13 protein-coding genes and 1 tRNA gene are annotated in these 18,599 nt (G+C 63.2%); 13 read left to right on the forward strand and 1 reads right to left on the reverse strand.

Annotated elements, in window-relative coordinates; genetic code table 11:
* The first annotated feature begins 35 nt into the window (after nt 1-35).
* The 7 genes from KEC45_RS04585 to KEC45_RS04615 all read left to right on the forward strand — a co-directional run bounded on the left by KEC45_RS04585 (nt 36) and on the right by KEC45_RS04615 (nt 5,655).
* A complete protein-coding gene (locus KEC45_RS04585; protein WP_003039428.1) occupies nt 36-272 on the forward strand; it encodes an acyl carrier protein in 237 nt (78 codons plus the stop codon).
* A gap of 169 nt (nt 273-441) precedes the next feature.
* Entirely contained in the window at nt 442-1,701 is a 1,260-nt protein-coding gene (gene fabF / locus KEC45_RS04590) for a beta-ketoacyl-ACP synthase II (protein WP_252171537.1), read from the forward strand.
* Nucleotides 1,702-1,940: 239 nt separating this feature from the next.
* Nucleotides 1,941-2,882: an endolytic transglycosylase MltG gene (gene mltG / locus KEC45_RS04595; protein ID WP_252171538.1), complete on the forward strand. Its 942-nt coding sequence runs from the start codon at nt 1,941-1,943 to the stop codon at nt 2,880-2,882.
* A 30-nt stretch (nt 2,883-2,912) separates the two neighbouring features.
* The gene (locus KEC45_RS04600) at nt 2,913-4,049 is read left to right on the forward strand and encodes a kelch repeat-containing protein (protein ID WP_252171539.1); all 1,137 of its coding nucleotides are present in this window, start codon (nt 2,913-2,915) and stop codon (nt 4,047-4,049) included.
* Nucleotides 4,050-4,053: 4 nt separating this feature from the next.
* The gene (locus tag KEC45_RS04605; protein WP_252171540.1) at nt 4,054-4,806 is read left to right on the forward strand and encodes an alpha/beta fold hydrolase; all 753 of its coding nucleotides are present in this window, start codon (nt 4,054-4,056) and stop codon (nt 4,804-4,806) included.
* Between the two features lie 225 nt (nt 4,807-5,031).
* Nucleotides 5,032-5,517 (forward strand): 2'-5' RNA ligase family protein, encoded by a 486-nt coding sequence (locus KEC45_RS04610; RefSeq protein WP_252172017.1) that lies wholly within the window; start codon nt 5,032-5,034, stop codon nt 5,515-5,517.
* A gap of 61 nt (nt 5,518-5,578) precedes the next feature.
* Nucleotides 5,579-5,655: transfer RNA gene (locus KEC45_RS04615), tRNA-Met, on the forward strand.
* Between the two features lie 240 nt (nt 5,656-5,895).
* Here the strand turns inward: KEC45_RS04615 and KEC45_RS04620 are convergent.
* Nucleotides 5,896-6,861 carry a LacI family DNA-binding transcriptional regulator gene (locus tag KEC45_RS04620; RefSeq protein ID WP_238586693.1) on the reverse strand — a complete coding sequence of 322 codons (966 nt, stop codon included), beginning with the start codon at nt 6,859-6,861 and terminating at the stop codon, nt 5,896-5,898.
* 94 nt (nt 6,862-6,955) lie between these two features.
* On the opposite strand from KEC45_RS04620, the gene KEC45_RS04625 reads away from it, so the two are divergent.
* From KEC45_RS04625 to KEC45_RS04650, 6 genes are all read left to right on the forward strand, one after another.
* Entirely contained in the window at nt 6,956-8,479 is a 1,524-nt protein-coding gene (locus KEC45_RS04625) for an MFS transporter (RefSeq protein WP_252171541.1), read from the forward strand.
* A 301-nt stretch (nt 8,480-8,780) separates the two neighbouring features.
* Nucleotides 8,781-12,188, forward strand: coding sequence for a TonB-dependent receptor (locus KEC45_RS04630; RefSeq protein ID WP_252171542.1), 3,408 nt, complete (start codon nt 8,781-8,783; stop codon nt 12,186-12,188).
* Nucleotides 12,189-12,260: 72 nt separating this feature from the next.
* Nucleotides 12,261-13,811: a tryptophan halogenase family protein gene (locus tag KEC45_RS04635; RefSeq protein WP_252171543.1), complete on the forward strand. Its 1,551-nt coding sequence runs from the start codon at nt 12,261-12,263 to the stop codon at nt 13,809-13,811.
* A complete protein-coding gene (locus tag KEC45_RS04640; RefSeq protein ID WP_252171544.1) occupies nt 13,808-15,292 on the forward strand; it encodes a tryptophan 7-halogenase in 1,485 nt (494 codons plus the stop codon). The genes KEC45_RS04635 and KEC45_RS04640 overlap by 4 nt, the downstream gene beginning before the upstream one ends.
* Entirely contained in the window at nt 15,285-16,331 is a 1,047-nt protein-coding gene (locus tag KEC45_RS04645; protein WP_252171545.1) for a cupin-like domain-containing protein, read from the forward strand. The genes KEC45_RS04640 and KEC45_RS04645 overlap by 8 nt, the downstream gene beginning before the upstream one ends.
* A gap of 32 nt (nt 16,332-16,363) precedes the next feature.
* Nucleotides 16,364-18,394: a glycoside hydrolase family 97 protein gene (locus tag KEC45_RS04650; RefSeq protein WP_252171546.1), complete on the forward strand. Its 2,031-nt coding sequence runs from the start codon at nt 16,364-16,366 to the stop codon at nt 18,392-18,394.
* The last annotated feature ends 205 nt before the right edge of the window (nt 18,395-18,599 follow it).

Genomic DNA, 18,599 nt, shown 5'->3' on the forward strand with positions numbered 1-18,599 from the left:
ACATTCACGACATAGTCAGAAAAAAGGAACTGTGCATGAGCGATTCGGCCGAAAAGGTTAAAAAGATCGTCGTCGAACATCTGGGCGTCGAAGCCGACAAGGTCACCGAAGAAGCAAGCTTCATCGACGATCTGGGCGCCGACAGCCTCGACATCGTCGAACTGGTGATGGCGTTCGAAGAAGAATTTGGCGTCGAAATCCCCGACGATGCGGCGGAAAAGATCGCCACCGTCAAGGACGCGATCGACTATATCGAAGCGAACAAGGGCTGATTTGGCTCTGTCCGGCCTGGCCGGACGCGGCGGCGACGCCGCCCACGCGTTTCCGGCTTCCCGGTCCCGAGCGTTCGCGCGCAGTGGCCGGGAAGCTTTTTTTATGGATATGCGTCTTCTCAAATGACGCGGCGCCCTGCGGGGGCAGGGGCCGATGAAAGGAATGACTATGCGCCGGGTTGTGGTGACGGGTTTGGGTTTGGTGACGCCGCTGGGCGCCGGTGTGGAAACCACATGGGCCAATCTGCTCGCGAGCAAATCGGGCGCTGGCACGATCACCCATTTCGACGCGTCAGACCAGAAGTGCACGATCGCGTGCGAGGTGAAGGGTCCTGACCATGAATATGGCTTCGATCCCGGAAAGCGCGTCGACCATAAGGTGCAGCGCCAGGTCGATCCCTTCATCATCTATGGCATCGACGCCGCGGGACAGGCGATCGAGGACGCGGGCCTCGAAGATATGTCCGACGAAATGAAGCTGCGCGCGGGCTGCTCGATCGGCTCGGGCATCGGCGGCCTGCCGGGCATCGAAAGCGAAAGCCTGTTGCTCGCCGAAAAGGGGCCGGGCCGCGTTTCGCCGCACTTCGTCCATGGCCGCCTGATCAATCTGATCTCGGGCCAGGTCAGCATCAAATATGGCCTGCAAGGCCCCAACCACGCCGTTGTCACCGCCTGTTCGACCGGCGCGCATTCGATCGGCGACGCCGCGCGCATGATCCGCGACGACGATGCCGACATCATGCTTGCGGGCGGCGCCGAAGCGACGATCTGCCCGATCGGTATCGCGGGCTTCGCGCAGGCGCGTGCATTGAACATGAGCTATAACGACCGCCCCGAACAGGCCAGCCGCCCCTATGACAAGGACCGCGACGGTTTCGTGATGGGCGAGGGCGCGGGTGTCGTCGTGCTCGAGGAATATGAGCATGCCAAGGCGCGCGGCGCGAAAATCTATGCGGAAGTCGTCGGTTATGGCCTGTCGGGCGATGCCTATCATGTGACGGCGCCGCACCCTGAGGGCTCGGGCGCGTTCCGCTCGATGGAAATGGCGCTGAAAAAGGCGGGCATGACACCCTCGGACATCGATTATATCAATGCGCACGGCACCTCGACGATGGCCGACACGATCGAGCTCGGCGCGGTCAAGCGCCTGTTCGGCAACGAAATCGCCAATGTGTCGATGAGCTCGACCAAGTCGGCAATCGGCCACCTGCTTGGCGGCGCGGGCGCTGTCGAGACGATCTTTTGCATCCTCGCGATCCGCGACCAGATCGTTCCGCCGACGCTGAACCTCGACAATCCCGACGAGGGTACCGAGGGCGTCGACCTGGTCCCGCACAAGGCGAAGAAGCGCGAAGTGAAGGCCGCGCTCAACAACAGCTTCGGCTTCGGCGGCACCAACGCCAGCGTCATCGTCAAGGCGATCGACTGAGCCAAAAAGCAACTTCGTTATTCCGGCGAAAGCGGGAACCCAGTGAGCAAAGCTTGCAACCGGGTATCCGCTTTCACGGGAATGGCGAGGTAAGAGGGCGCTGTAAAAGCCTCTTTCCTACATTGCGCGGCCATGCTCTATCACCTTGTCGCAGGGTCGGCCTAAAGTGACAAAGGAGACATTCCGGGCGCGCGCGTCCGTATCTTTTGTCTCCTTTAGGAGCCGAATAGGAGAAAAGCGTGCATCCGTTCCGCTGGCTAACGATCACGATCCTGGCCCTGCTCCTCGCCGCTTGCTCGGGCGGCGCGCCCAAGGATGCGGAAATCGTCATCCCGCCGGGCGCGAGCATCGCGAAGGCGGGCGAAATCCTCGAAGCCGCCGGCCTCGTCTCGGCGTCCAGCTTTCGCAATGAAGCGCGCTTCTTCGGCTCGGACGATCCGATCAAACCCGGCGAATATAAGATCGAAAAGGGGATGGACGCAGGCGACATTCTCGAACTGTTCCAGTCGGGCAAGACGATCCAGCGCATGGTCATGATTCCAGAGGGCATGCCCTCGATCATGGTCTGGGAACGGCTGATGGCCGAAAAGCGGTTGAAGGGCGAAATCCCCGTGCCGGCAGAGGGCAGCATTCTGCCGAACAGCTATGCCTTCACCACCGGCGAAAGCCGCGCCGCGGTGGTGAAGCGGATGCAGGACGCGATGGACAAGGCGTTCAACGAACTCTGGGCGAAGCGCACGTCGCGCACCGCGGTCAAGGACCGCAACCAGGCGATGACGCTCGCCTCGATCGTTGAAAAGGAAACCGGCGTTGCCGCCGAGCGCCGCACCGTCGCGGGCGTCTATACCAACCGCCTCGCCGTCGGCATGCGGCTGCAGGCCGACCCGACGATCATCTATCCGATCACCAAGGGTAAGCCGCTGGGGCGGCGTATCCTCCGCTCCGAGATCCAGGCGGTGAACGGCTACAATACTTACAGCATGATCGGCTTGCCACAGGGCCCGATCGCCAACCCCGGCAAGGCTTCGATCGCCGCGGTGCTCGATCCCGAGGCAAACGATTATCTGTTCTTCGTTGCCAAGGGTGACGGCGGGCACATCTTCGCGCGCACGCTCGCCGAGCATAATGCCAATGTGCAGAAATGGTATGCGCTCCGCCGCGAGCGCGGGGAGATGGAATAGCCGCCCGCTGGCGGTTCATGGGAGAGGGCGATGCGAAATCTTCCGTTCTATATGCTGCTTTCGCTGGCGATGACCGCCTGCATGGCGAATGGCGGCAGCGCGGCCAAACAAGCCGGCGGCGTCCATATCGAGAGCGGTCCCCGGCTGGGCGCACCACGCGCGACGCATCAGTTGGTTTCGACCGGAAAGGGCCAATTGCTCGCGATCGGCGGCTGCGTGCGCGCAGGCTGCGAAGCGGGGCCGGCGAGCGCCACCGTCGATATAATCGATGCTTCGACCATGACGGTTTCCGGCACCGGCCACCTGCTCGCCGGGCGTATCCAGCCTTCGGCGGCGGCGCTGCCGGATGGGCGCGTTCTCGTGCTCGGGGGATGGGTCGGGGGCCGCGTTTCGGCGACGACCGAAATTTTCGACCCCGTGACCGGCAAGTCGACCGCCGGGCCGACCATGGCAGGCGCGCGCAATGCGCCCGCGGTGATCCGGCTCGCCGACGGCCGGATCCTCATCGCGGGCGGCTATGACGGTGTGGATGTGCGCGCCGATGCCGAAATCTTCGACCCTGTCTCGGGACGCATGACGGCCATCGGTTCACTCGGAACCGCGCGGAGCGGCGCGACGGCGACCCTGCTCGCCGACGGCCGGGTTCTCGTGACCGGCGGCGGGCGCCCCGATCGCGAACCGCGGCGCGCGCTGGCGAGCGCCGAGCTGTTCGATCCCGATACGCAGCGCTTCCTCCCTGCCGGCGCGATGGCGCAGGGCCGATACAAACATGGCGCGGTTCGATTGGCGAATGGCGACGTCCTTGTGCTCGGCGGCTCGGACGAGCGCGACTATGGCGGCAAGCTTCGCTCGGTCGAGCGCTTCGATCTCGCCACCGAACACTTTGTCGCCGCCGGCAATCTGGCCGATCCGCGCTTCAAGATCGCCGACGGCCTGTTGCTGCTTCCCGGTAACCGGGTTCTCGTCGCGGCAGGCGACAGCGCGCCAGAGATTTTCGACGTGGCCGGCGGCACCGGCACGCGGCTCGATTATGATCTTGGCGGGCAGTGGAATTATATGACGCTGGTCCGCGCCGACGCGCACACCGCGCTGCTCGCGGGTGGCTATCGCGAGGGGCGGATCGAGCCGACCGACCAGAGCTGGATCATCCATTTGTCGAAGGGCTGACATCATGCCGACCGCCAAGCTGTTCCTCCATGGCGTTCCCGACAGCCCGCTCATCTGGCGGCCGTTGCTGGCGGCGCTCGACCTCGGCGATACGCCGGTTGCCGTTCCTGCCCTCCCGTGTTTCACGGGTCCCTTGCCGGCCGGTTTTGCCGCGACGAAGGAAGCCTATGCGGACTGGGCGGTGGGTGAGGCGGAGGCGTTGGTGGCCGTACACGGCCCGATCGATATCGTCGGCCACGACTGGGGCGCGCTGATCGCGCAGCGCGTCGCGATGCTGCGTCCTGACCTGATCCGTAGCTGGGCGGCATCGAACGCGGTGATCGATCCCGATTACCGCGGCCATCGGATCGCGCGCATCTGGAACACGCCCGTGCTCGGCGAGATCTTCATGGCGCTCAGCAAGGCCGACAAACTCGCCGAGGGGCTGGCGGCGCAGGGCATGCCCGCGGACATCGCGCGCGAAGAGGCTGAGCAGTGGAAGAACAAGGACAAGCGCCGCGCGATCCTGAAACTCTATCGTTCGGCCAATGGACTGAGTTTCGAGCATGACTGGGCGCGCGACATCGATAAGCTCCCCGCAAACGGTGCGCTGGTCTGGGGCGAGGGTGACCCCTATGTCGAACTGGCGGTGGCGCGGCGTTTCACGGCGAACACGGGCACCGCGCTGACGGTTATCGAAGGGGCGGGGCATTGGGCGATTGCCGAGCGGCCGGTGGACGTCGCGGCGGCGCTCCGGGCTTTCTGGGGCGGGCTTTAGGAATTTGCCGGTTAATCGCTTTGGGCAATCATTCTAAGCCGATTAATCGATTGGAGCGCGCCGAGCGTTTCGGGCATTGGTTGTGGCAACGAGAAAGGGCGTCCCATGGACGACGGCAAATCTCCCCCGAAACTGCCTCGTCCATCCCTTCTCGTATCAGCCGGCCCGGGCTTCCCCCCTCCCTACCGGACCGCTGGCGCCGTGCCCATCATCGTGACTGCGACGATGGGTGCGGCGGACCAGCGTTTTTTCGACAATCTGCGCGCCGCGCATTTTCCTCCCGAGCGCAATCATCTCGCGGCACATATCACGTTGTTCCATCAGCTACCGCCATCGTGCCTCAACGAGCTCGACCGGCTGATTCATTGCATCGCCGCCGACACGCCGCCTCCGGCAGCGAGTTTGCGCGAAATCTATTCGCTTGGCGGCGGTGTCGCCTTTCGCATCGACAGTCCGGACCTGTTGGCGATCCGTCAGCGCATCGCCGATCATTTCGTCGGAGCATTGACGATGCAGGATCGGGGAACGCCGCGGCTCCACATCACAGTCCAGAACAAGGTGCCGGCGGCCGCGGCGAGGGCATTGCTGGTGGAACTGGCCGCCGATTTCCGGCCGCGTGCGCTGACCATAGCGGGACTCGCCGCCCATCATTATCTCGGCGGCCCGTGGCAACCGGCCTTCGCACGGAATTTTCGCGGAGCGCGCACATGATATTGACCAAGGGCGGCGCCCTGCCTATAGGCGCTGCTCGCCCGTCGCGGCGACCCTTCGGGGCGGAGTAGCTCAGCCGGTTAGAGCAGCGGAATCATAATCCGCGTGTCGGGGGTTCGAGTCCCTCCTCCGCTACCAAAAATCAATTTTTATCGCTTTGTTGGCGCAGCTCAAAAATGTGTTGAGTGCGAACTTGTCCAAGAAGTCGGGTTTTACAGCGGATTTTTCTGCCTAGATTTTAAGGCTTCAAAGAAAATGATGCATCTTCAAATATTTACGTGAAGCCGCGATCCCTCCGACTGGTGTGAATCGGGAAATTCGCGTGAATTTGGAACTTGATCTCGTGGTCGTCGCTCAAACCTAGACAGAGGCGGCTGGTCACGCGCCGCAGGACTCGCGGACGATCAGGTGAGTCGGCAGATAGTCGAGAAACTGTTCGGAATGTGCGTCCATCACCTGTGATACCAGCCGTCGGCCCGCCTCCAGCGTGTCTTGCTGGATCGTCGTCAGTGCCGGGGTGCTCAGCCGCGCGAGCAGCATGTCGTCATAGCCGACGACCGAGACGTCCTTGGGGACCGAGAGGTTGGCCTTGCGCAATGCGCGAATGGCGCCGAGCGCGATGAGGTCGCTTGACGCGATGATGCCGTCGAACTTGCGCCCGCGCGCGAGTAGCTGGCTGAGCGCGCGTTCGGCGGACTCGAAGCCGAAATCGACACGAATATCGAGCGCGGGATCGGCTTCCAGCCCGTTTGCTTCCAGCGCTTCGAGATAGCCCTGGCGGCGCTGCATCGCCTCTGGGTCGCTGCTGCCGAGGAAGGCGATGGCTTTACGGCCCAGTCGCGCGAGGTGAAGCGTCGCGCGGCGGCCACCGAGCACATTGTCCGACCCGACCGAGCGATATTTCTGCCCCGGCAGGTGCGCGCCCCATACGACAAAATTGCTATTCGTGTCCGCAAGCTGGTTGAAGCCGTCGTGGAGCATGCTCTGGCCGAGGAAGATTACGCCGTTGGCGCGACTGGTGGTCATCACCGCCATCAGGTCGTCGACGTCGCGCGGTGCCGTGTGGCTGACAGTGAAATCGCAGTCGCGCGCGCGCGCCGCCTCGCCGATACTGGCGAGCAGTTCGAGGAAGAAGGGGTGCGAGAGTGGCAGCGGGCGGCCGTGCATATGCGGCGTGACGACGACGATCGACCCTTCGGATCCCACCGGCGCCGCGGGCATGTAGCTGCGGAACGGATAATTATGCTCGCGGGCGAGCGCCCAGACTTTCTTCTTGGTATTCAGGCTGATCAGCGGATGGTCGTTTAGCGCGCGCGATACGGTCGAGATCGACACACCGGCCATCCTTGCCAAGTCTTCCAATCTCGTATTGTTGGTGCTCATAATGATGCCATCCGTGCCTGACGTCGGGATGCGATAGCACAGGAAGGGGGAGGTAATGCAAGATTTGCATGCCGACGCCCCGCCAAAGAGCGGGGATGGGGCTGCGTCGCGCGGCTTTGCTGCGACGAATTTGCACATCTGGAATATGTGTTTTGCATTGTTTGGCATCCAGATCGTCTGGGCGCTGCAGAATGCGAACACGACGCGTATCTTCCAGACGCTGGGCGCCGATGTCGCGGCGCTTCCCGTGTTGTGGATTGCGGGACCGATCACCGGGCTGATCGTCCAGCCGATCGTCGGCCATCTCAGCGACCATTCGCGCTCGCGCTTCGGCCGCAGACGTCCGTTTCTGATTATCGGGGGGATGCTCACCGCAATCGCGCTGTTCGTCATGCCCAATGCGGCGACATTATGGGCGGCTATCGCGGCGCTGTGGTTGCTCACCGCGTCGATCAACATCGCAATGGACCCGTCGCGTGCGTTGGTCGCCGACAATCTGCCGCACGCGCAGCGGGCCAAGGGTTATGCGGTACAGGTCTTTTTTATCGGCACTGGCGCGGTCTTTGCTTCATCGCTGCCGTGGATGCTGGTGAACTGGTTCGGGGTCGCGGGCACCGCGGAGGGCGGCGCGCTGCCGCCGTCCGTGCGCTATGCCTATTATATCGGTAGCGCGTGCCTGTTGCTGTCCGTGCTGTGGACCGCCCTGTCGACGCGCGAGCAGTCTGCGACCGGGTCGGTTGCTACGGAAGATCGGCCGGCGGCCCCGCCCGGGCCGATCGTTCGCTTCAGCCTCGGCGGCTGGACGCCGGCGCTGGCCGGCGCGGCGCTGCTACTGCTTGCGCTTTTACTGCGCTGGCAATGGGAGGTAATCGTGCTCGCATCCGCCGCGCTGCTGGGAGGCGTCGCCCAACTCGCGGTCGGCCGTCGACGGGCCCGCGGCGACCGCTCGCTCGGACTGCTCCAGATCGGCGAGGATTTCCAGCGCATGCCGGCCCCGCTGCGGCGGCTGGCGGCGGTGCAATTCTTTACCTGGTTCGGCTTGTTCGCGATGTGGATCTATGCGGCGCCTGCCGTTGCGCAGCGGCATTTCGGAGCCACCGATCCGACCTCGGCACCCTATGCCGTCGCCGCTGATTGGGTGGGCATCCTGTTCGCGACCTATAATGGTGTCGCCGCGATCGGCGCGCTCGCGCTCCCGGCAATATCGGCGCGGATCGGCGAGCGCGCGACCTATGCGTTGTGCCTGCTCGGTGGCGCGACGGGAATGGCGGGGCTTGTCCTGGCGCCAGGGCTGGAATGGCTGTGGATCGCCGCGGCCGGTATCGGCGCCGCCTGGGCGGCCATCCTGTCGCTGCCTTATGCCATCATCGTCAACGCCGTGCCGCCGGGCAAGGTCGGCGTCTATCTCGGCATCCACAATATATTCCTCGTCATTCCGCAGCTGGTTGCCGCGATCTGCCTCGGTCCCATCGTCCACCATCTGTTTGGCGGCGAGCCGGCGCTCGCCCTGGCACTGGCGGCCCTTTTCCTTGTGTTGGCCGCGCTCGCTGCGCTGCTTATTCCGCGCGCGGAATCCTGACGATATCGGGCGCAGCCAACGAAAAGACGAATTTCCTGAAGTCATTTGTGCAAATAATTGCATAAAGTAATTGCGATGCAAACGTATGCGGATGGCACGCGCATCTAGGCCCATTGCACTGGATACGCGAATTAAAATCCTGATATATCGTCATTTTATTGAGCATATTTGATCCTCGAAAAGAGTCTTGCCATTTGTGCAACAATACGCAAAACCATGCAAATGGTCGGCGGGCGTTTCCGCTTTGCACCGCTAAAAGGAAAAGCCCCGCAAAAGGGGTGTCCGTGGGAAGGGGAGAGCGATGAGGCTCAAGGGATTCGCGAAAAGTCGTGGGCGCATGCTGTCGGGTGGCGTCTCGTTGTCGGTATTGACGGTCGGCCTGTTGATGACGTCGCCGGCGATCGCGCAGGACGCGCCCGAGGGCGCTTCGGGCAATGACGAGATTGTGGTCACCGGTGTGCGCGCCGCGCTGGAGGATGCTGCGGGTCGCAAGCGCGATGCGCTGACCGTCGTCGATTCTGTGACAGCGACCGACATCGGGGCCTTTCCCGACAAGTCGGCGGCCGAGGCGCTGCAGCGTATTCCGGGCATCACGGTCAACCGCCTGCAATCGGCCGATGACTCGACGCACCCGTCGGGAGAGCCGACTGACGTACTCATCCGCGGCCTGACCAACGTCCGCACCGAAATCAACGGCCGCGACAGCTTCTCGGCCGACGCCGCGCGCGGGTTGCAGTTCAACGATATCGCGCCCGAGCTGCTCGCCGGCATCGACGTTTACAAGAACCAGACTGCCGACATGATCGAGGGCGGGATCGCAGGCTCGGTCGATCTGCGCACGCGCGTGCCGTTCGACCAGAAGGGGCTCGTCGTCACGGGAACCGTCCGAATCAATTATGGCGATCGCTCGGGGCGCTGGACGCCCGAATTCTCGGGGTTGATCAGCAACACCTGGGACACCGCGATCGGTCGCTTCGGCATTCTCGCCAGCTACGCGCAAAGCCATGTCGTCACGCGGACCGAGAGCGTGATCATGGACAAGATCGATACTTATTGCACCGCGGGTTTCGGCGCGGCGGGTCCCGATGGCGTCGTGCGCGCCACGCCCGGCGCAGATGGCAGCCTGGGTTGTACCGCCAATCCGTTCGGCGGAACCGGCTGGGCCTATGCGCCCGACGGCATCCGCTATTCGCAGGTCGATTATGACCGCAAACGGCGCGGCATCGCGGGCGCACTGCAATATGAAAATGAAACGGGCAGCTTGCGGGCGACGATCCAATATATCGACTCGCATTACACCAATGCCTGGCTTGAACGCGCCAGCCACGCCATTCTCGACGGCAACTATTTCGGCACGCGCGCATACAACCCGCGCACCGGATCGCTCATCGCGGGAAGCAGCGGGCTGACTTTCGGCCCCGACGGCATGCTGACCGGAGGAATCCTGACCCAGCCGCACGGCAGTTTCAGCGGTACGACAGAGAGCGTGCAGGCGGCGATCAATGCGGGTTCGGCAGTGCTCGGCCAGCCGTTCGTCAATTATTGCGGACCGGGTCCGGGCGGCAATTGCGCGACGCAGCGCGACGGGCTGTATTTCCAGAACGAGGCGCGCAACTTCGACCATCGTGAAGGAACGCGCGATCTGTCGGCAAATATCAGCTGGGACGCGAGCGACCGGCTGCACTTCGATCTCGACGCGCAATATATCGATGCGTCGACCTATAATAACGACATATTGGTCGCGACCGGCTCGATGGCCAATTACGATTATAGCGTGAACGGCGACGGCACTCCGCAGGTGACCTTGCTCCCCGGATCGAACGTCAATTACGCCCAAGGCGGTCTCGCCAATGCGCACAATTACTGGATCCCGTTCATCCAGGGCCATGTCGAGGACAATGACGCCAACGAACTCGCGCTGCGCGGCGACGCCGAATATGATTTTCCCGACAGCGACTGGCTAGATTCCCTGAAGGTCGGCGTGCGTTATGCCGATCGCAAGCAGACGGTGCGCTATTCGACGTTCAACTGGACGCCGATTGCCGCCAGCTGGAACTGCAACGGTCCGGGCTTCAACGCCGACAATACGACGGGCGGCGCTTATCCGACCAATACAGGCAATTGCGGCGGCAACGCCGGTCATGCGCCCTTCCAGGGCTATGGCGCGGGTATCTGGGAATCGCAGAGCCTCGGCGACTTCTATAACGGCAGCGCCTACCCGAATGGACCGCTCGTCTTCCTTAATCGCGACACGCTTCGGGATTTCCCGCGCCTGATCCAGTCGCTGAGCGGTGCAACCACCGGGTCGCCGCTCGGCACGGGCTATACCGCGATCTGCGATCGCCCGGAGGCGACCGTCGACGAATGTTTCACGCCCGGTGAAAAGCTGCGCGTTCGCGAACAGACCGAAGCCGCCTATGCCATGATCAAATTCGGCGGCGGCGACAAGCTGATGCTCGGCAGCGTCAATCTGCAGGGCAATGTTGGCCTGCGCGTGGTGCGCACGAAGATCACAAGCACCGGTAGCGTTGCGTTCCCTGCCGCGAACATCTTCGACAATCTGGTACCATGCAACACGCCGCTGACCGGCAACAACGTCGTCAATCCGCGCTGTTATCTGACGCCGGAGATCATCGCCTTCGCCAACGGCGCCGCGGCGGAAGATCGCTATAAGACGACGCGCACAGACTGGCTGCCGAGCCTGAACCTGCGCTTCGGTTTCGATGATAAGACCTTCGTTCGCTTCGCTTATTCGCGGGCTATCTCGCGGCCGCAAATGGGTTTCCTGCGCAACACGCTCGCGATCAATGCGCCTGTTATCAATACGACCGCCGATTCACCCTATGTCGTGTATAATTCGCCGACCGCGGCGCACACGCCGGCGAATGTCACGGGCTATAATTTCGTGTTCCTGGCCAATTCGGGCAATGCGGCGCTGAAGCCGCTGCGCGCGGACCAGTTCGACCTGACCTTCGAGCGCTATATGGGTTCGAACAGTTCGATCACGGCCGGGGTCTTCTACAAGAAGCTGACGAACGCGATCTCCTTTGGCCAGTTCGGCCGCGACGTCTCTAACGGGACATCGACCCAGACGGTGCAGATCAGTGGGCCGAGCAATGTCCGGAAAGGTGGCGAGATCTGGGGCGGCGAAGTGGCCTATCAGACCTTCTTCGACTTCCTGCCTGGCCTGCTCAGTGGGCTCGGCATGCAGGCCAACTATACCTATGTGCATCAGTCTGGGATCAACAACTCGAACCTGTTCACTGCTTCGTCGAGCGGCGACGTGGGCGCGTTCGGCGCGGGCCAGCAGTCGCTGGGCGGTACCGGGTACGTCCTCGACTCGCACAAGCTCGCAGGAATATCGAAGCACACGTTCAACCTCGTCGGACTATATGAAAAGGGGCCGGTCGGGCTGCGTGTCGCCTACAACTGGCGGTCGCGTTACCTGACACAGAACCTCGACTGCTGCATCGGCTTGCCGGTGTTCCAAAAGGCGGCTGGCTTCCTCGACGCTTCGCTGCGCTTCTCGCCGACGAAGTGGTTGGAGCTTTCGGTTGACGGCACGAACCTGCTCAACACGACGACAGTCTATGAACAGCAGGTGTTCGGCGACTCCCCGCAGACGCCGGGGGCGGCGGCGAAATATTTCGACTCGGCGTGGAGCCGCGTCGACCGCCGCTTCCAGTTCAGTGCGCGCGTGAAGTTCTGATCCTCCACTGGGACGCGGCCGTTCCCTTGCGGCGGCCGCGTCTTCGTTTCCAAAGGGAGTAAGGAACCGCTCATGGCCGCGCACGCACCCTATCGTATCGTCATTTTGGGCGGCGGCACCGCAGGCTGGATGTGCGCATCGGGGCTGTCGGGCCTGCTGGCGGCGGCCGATTATGACATCACGCTGATCGAGAGCGACGAGATCGCCACGGTTGGCGTGGGTGAAGCGACGCTGCCGCATATCAAGACCTTCAACGACATGATCGGCATCGACGAAGCCGAATTCATGCGCGAGACGGCCGGCACCATCAAGCTGGGCATCGAATTCGTCGACTGGTTGCGCCCCGGGGTGCGCTATATTCACCCGTTCGGTACCTTCGGCGATCGCTGGACCAACGCTGACTTCCAGCATCATTGGGCCCGCGCGCGGCTTGCGGGAACCGACAGCCGGTCGTTGCAGGATTACAGCTTCGCGGTCGCGGCGGCGCTTGCCAACGGTTTCGAGCACCCGAACAGCGATCCGAAATCCATCCGCTCGACCTATAGCTATGCCTATCATTTCGATGCCGGGCTGTACGCCGCTTATCTGCGCAAATGGGCGACCGCGCGCGGGATTCGGCGGATGGAGGGCAAGGTCGTCGACGTCGTCCGCGACGCCGAAAGCGGCGATGTCGCGAGCCTGACCCTCGCTTCGGGCGCGGAGATTTCGGGCGATCTATTCATCGACTGTTCGGGCTTTCGTTCGTTGCTGCTGGGGCAGACGATGGGCGTGCCGTGGATCGATTGGAGCGAATGGCTGCCGTGCGACCGTGCGTTCGCGGTGCCTTGCACGGGCGTCGATCCGCTCACGCCCTATACGCGCGCGACCGCGCAGCGCGCGGGTTGGACCTGGCGCATCCCGCTCCAGCACCGGATCGGCAACGGCTATGTCTTTTCAAGCCGCTTTTGCAGCGAGGAGGAAGCCCGGCAAACCGTGCTCGGCGCCATCGACGGGGATGCGCTCGACGAGCCGCGCCTGCTCCGCTTTCAGGCGGGGCGCCGGCAGGTGGGCTGGGCGGGCAATTGCATCGCCGTCGGGTTGGCGAGCGGATTCCTCGAGCCGCTGGAGTCGACCAGCATCTTCCTTATCCAGGCGGCGACGATCGACCTTGCCGGCTTGATACCGCGGCGTGGCGAAAAGATCGATCCGCGCATGGTGCGCGAATTCAACCGGCTATTCGCTGTCCACTACGACCGCACGCGCGATTTCCTCGTCCTCCACTACACCGCGAACGAGCGTGTCGGCGAACCGATGTGGGATCATGTGCGCAACATGCCGCTGCCCGACAGCCTCGCGCACAAGATGGCGCTGTTTCGCGAAAGCGCAGCGGCGCCCGAATATCGGCTTGGCCTTTTCTCGCGCGACAGCTGGCTGTCAGTGCTCGAGGGGCAGGGCGTTCTGCCGTCGGCGGCAAATCCGCTAACCCATCGTCTGTCGGCGGCAGATTTGCAGGCACGGCTCGACGATCTGGCGGAACGGATCGCGGTCAACGCGGCCGACATGACGCCGCACGCCGAATTTCTTGCAACCTATTGCGCGTCGGAGGCCAAGGCGCGGCCCGGTATCCCGGCGAACGCGGCATGAGCGCGGTGCGCGATATCACCTTGCTCGGCCGCGATGCGCCGCTGTGGCTCGCTGCGGCAGCGTTGCGGCGCGCGCTGGCGCCGGCGGGGGTAACGGTCAGGGCGGTGGCGCTCCCCGATGAAAACGGCCCGGCCGATCTCTACGCGACTCTCCCCGCGATCGAAGCGCTCCACAACCAGATCGGAATCGACGAGGCGGCGCTGCTGCGCGGAGTACGCGGCGCCTTCACGCTCGGCCAGAATTTCGTCGATGCGAGTGGGGCGGGGCGGGCGCCCTTTCTCCACAGCTATGGCGCGTTCGGCACCGGTATCAACGGCGGCGATTTTTTTCCGCACTGGGTGAAAGCGCGCCGACATGGGCTGGGCGTCGGGCTCGACGATTTTTCTCTGACGGCGACCGCGGCGCACAATGGCCGCCTGTTCCTCCCCGACGAGGCCAGCGAGATCTATGGGCGTAGCGACTATGGTTATCACCTGCCGGCTGCGGCTTATGCGAAAAGCCTGAAGGCGATCGCGCGGCACTTGGGCGTCGAGATATTCGAGACAACCGGCGTAATGGTCGAGCGCGGCGACGACGGGATCGTTGCGCTATTGCTCAATGATGGCGGCCGGGTTGAAAGCGCCTTGTTCGCTGATCTGACGCGCGAGGGCCTGCTGCGGGAGGCAACTGGCAGCGCGTTCGAAGCTTGGACTATGCCCGGCGACCGGATGCTGACCGCGCTAGCCCCGCGCTCTGCTGCGCTGCCAGTCTGTGCCGAGATTCGCGCGGGCGTGGACGGTTGGACCGGCCTGTTCCCGAGCCTGACCCACATGCATGTCGCGCATGTCTTTTCGGGCGCTGCGACAAGCGACGATGCGGCGCTGCAAGCCGCAGCGACGACGAGCGGGCTGACCTTGGATGCGGTGACGTTCCGCACGTGCACTTCCGGTATGGCGAGCGAACCATGGGTAGGTAATGTCATCTGCCTTGGTGAGGCGGCCTGTTCGTTCGACCCAAGTCACGGACTGGCGTTGCACGGGCTGCAACTGAGTATCGTGCACCTGCTCGGCGTTTATCCGGCCGAAGGTAACAGCTATGTGGCACGGCGCGCCGAATATAACCGTGTCATGCGCTCGCACTTCGCGCGCGTCGCCGATTTCCAGGCCGCGCACCTTACGTTGCAGGATTATGCCGGTCCTTTCTGGGATACGGCGCGTACGTTGCCGATTTCGGCCGAGCTGGCGCATATGATCGATTTCTTTCGCGCGCGTGGCGAACTGGCGCCGCAAGAAGACGAAAGCCTGCCACCGGACAGCTGGCGCGCGCTGTTCATCGGACATGGCATTGCCCCCGAAAGCTGGCGTCCGGCGGTCGACCGGGTGCCGCCGCATGAGGTGAATGTCCACTTCCGCAAGATGCTGGGCTTTGTGCGCGAACAGGTGCTGCGCCAGCCGACGCACGACGCCTATCTCGCACCCATCATGCAACGCCCGCATGGTTGAGCCCGCGCGTCTCGGTGCCGCAGCCGCCCGGCGATCACCGCTCGACGCGCTGCCGCACGTAGCAGCGCGGGGCGCGCCGGCGCCCGCCGATTTTGCCGCGCTCGTGGCGACCGAAACACCCGTCGTCATCAAGGGGCTTTTCGACGGCTGGGTCGCACTGGCGGCCGGGCGACATTCACCCGGCCGCCTCAACGCCTATCTTGCTGGCATGGACTGCGGCGTAGCCGTACCGGTAATGGAAGCGCCCGCGCGTGCCGACGGACGCTTCGCCTATCGCGCAGACATGCGCGAATTCACCTTCACCAAGCGCCAAGCGCCGCTCCGCGATGCGCTGGCGCGGATCGAGGGGCTGATCGGGCAGGAGAATGCGCCGACCGTCGCGATCCAGATGCTGCCGCTCGCCGATGCGCTGCCCGAATTCGTGCGTCAGAATCCCCTGCCGTTGCTCCCCGCAGAGGTTGGTCCGAAGCTATGGCTCGGCGGCGCGGTGAAGACGCAGACGCACAATGACCGCGACCATAACCTGGCATGCGTGATCGCGGGACGGCGGCGGTTCACGCTGTTCCCGCCCGAGCAAGTAGCCAATCTTTATGTCGGTCCGCTCGACAATCCGCCACCGCTGTCGCTCGTCGATCCTGAAAATCCCGATTTTGATTGCTTTCCGCGTTTTCGCAAGGCGATGGCTTCGGCGCGCGCGGCGTGGCTCGAACCCGGCAATGCGATCTTCATCCCAAAATATTGGTGGCACCATGTCGCGTCGCTCGATCCCTATAATGCGATGGTCAATTATTGGTGGGGCGACACGGCCCGGGGGATCGAAAGGCCCAACGACATCTTCCTCGCGGCGCTGCTCGCGCTCAGGGATCTGCCGCCGGGCGAACGCACCTATTGGCAGGCGATGTTCGACGCGCATGTGTTCGGCGATCCCGACGCCGCATCGGGACATATCCCCACGCCCATCCGCGGAGCGCTGGGGACGATGAGCCGCGAAGAACGCGCGGTGCTGCGCCGGCAATTGATTTCGGCTTTCCAGAAATAGTCCACGCCTCCCCAGCAAAAGAGAAGAATGAGATGATTCCTAGAACGTCCCTATTGTTCGGCCTGTCGATGCTGGCGATCGCATCGCCCGCCGCAGCGCGCGAATGTACGAAATCGCCGGACAAGCGGCTCGAACTGTGCGTTTCGGTCGTGAACGGCGAGGCGCTTTATGAAGTCAAACGTGGCGATGTGACTGTGATCGCGCCGTCGCGACTAGGACTGCGCTTTGCGGGTGAGGCCGATCCGCGCTTTACAGCGGTTGGGAATGCGAAGCGGTTGTCGGTCGATACGACGTGGGAACAGCCATGGGGCGAGCAAAGGCTGATCCGCGACAACCACAACGAGCTGTCGGTAACGCTGGCAGGAGACACAGCGCTGAACAAGGCGGTGGGCGTCATCTTCCGCCTGTTCGACGACGGATTCGGCTTCCGATACGACTATGCGGCTATTCCGAACGGAAAGGCGGTATCGATCACTGCCGACGATACGCAATTCCGCACCGTCGGCGCCTATCAGGCTTGGTGGTATCAAGGGCTCGGCCAGGAACGCGACGAATATCTCTATACCCAGACCGACGCGCGCCGAATTACTCTCGCCGAAACGCCGCTGACCCTGAAAGGCGACAACGGCTTGTATCTGAGCTTCCACGAGGCGGCGCTCGTCGATTTTCCCTCGATGCTGCTCGAGGGCAATGGCGCCGGCACCTATGGCGCTTGGTTGATGCCCTGGCCCGATGGGGTGCTGGCGAAGAAGACTGGGCCGTTCGCGACGCCTTGGCGCACCGTGCTCATCGGCGAAACACCCGGCGTGCTCGCGGACAGCCGCATCACGCTCAACCTCAATGAACCGAGCCAGCTTCCCGGCATCCGCAAATGGTTCAAACCCGGAAAATATGTCGGCATCTGGTGGGAAATGCACCTTGAGAAGTCGACCTGGGGCAGCGGGCCGACGCACGGGGCGAACACCGCCAACGTGAAACGCTATATCGATTTTGCTGCCAAATACGGCTTCGACGGCGTGCTCGTCGAGGGATGGAACAAGGGCTGGGACGGCGACTGGATCGCAAATGGCGACAAGTTCAGCTTCACCGAAGCCTATCCCGATTTCGACCTTCCCGAGATCACGCGCTACGGCAAGGCGAAGGGCGTGAAACTGATCGGCCATCACGAGACCGGTGGAGCGATCGAAAATTACGCGCGCCAGCTTGATGCGGGATTGAAGCTCTATGCCGATAATGGCGTGTCGCTGATCAAGACCGGCTATGTCCGTCACAGCGGGACGATCGTCGACGGCGAGGGCGAGCAGCAATGGTTCGCGGGCCAATATGCGGTGCGTCACCATCTCGAGGTCGTGAAGCGCGCCGCGAAACTGCATATCGCAATCAACACGCATGAGCCGGTGAAGGATACGGGACTGCGCCGGACCTGGCCGAACTGGGTGAGCCGCGAGGGCGCACGCGGGCAGGAATTCAACGCGTGGGGCAATCCGACGAACCCGCCCGAGCATATGACGATATTGCCCTTCACGCGGATGCTGGCGGGACCGATGGATTTCACGCCGGGCATCTTCGACATAGCGCGGAGCGGCAAGGAGTTGACGCGGCGGGTGCAGTCGACGCTGGCGACCCAACTCGCCGAATATGTCGTCCTCTATTCGCCGATCCAGATGGCGGCCGACCTTCCGGAAAACTATGAAGCGCAGCCGGGCGCCTTCCAGTTCATCCGCGACGTGCCCGCCGACTGGGAGCAATCGAAAACGTTGCAAAGCGTAATCGGCGATTATGTGGTCGTCGCGCGCCAGCCGCGCGGCGGGGGCGACTGGTACATGGGCGCGATCACTGACGAGGAAGCACGCAAGATCACGCAGCGGCTCGATTTCCTTGCACCGGGCAAACAGTATGAAGCGCAAATCTATGCCGACGCTCCGGGCGCTGACTATCGCACCAATCCGTCGGCGCTGACGATCCGCAAGCGCAAGGTGACGAGCACCGACGATCTCGATCTGGACATGGCGCCCGGGGGCGGAGTTGCGATCCGTTTCAAGCTGCTGGGTCCCCGTCGATAATTCGGTGGGGCTGTAATCCGGGCCGCCGGAAAAGCTACGCTCGATAACCGATCCACGGAAATCTTGAAGCAAGGCCGCTCGGCCGAAAATATGCCTGAAGGCGATTTGGCTAAAATCCCCGGTTCTTTCCCATATCGTTGTCGATGGGGCAGTTGCTGCGAACTATAGCCCTTATCTCGCGGCCCTTGATTAAAATTGGGAAGCG

It is taken from the genome of Sphingopyxis sp. USTB-05 (genome assembly GCF_023822045.1).
Classification (GTDB): domain Bacteria; phylum Pseudomonadota; class Alphaproteobacteria; order Sphingomonadales; family Sphingomonadaceae; genus Sphingopyxis.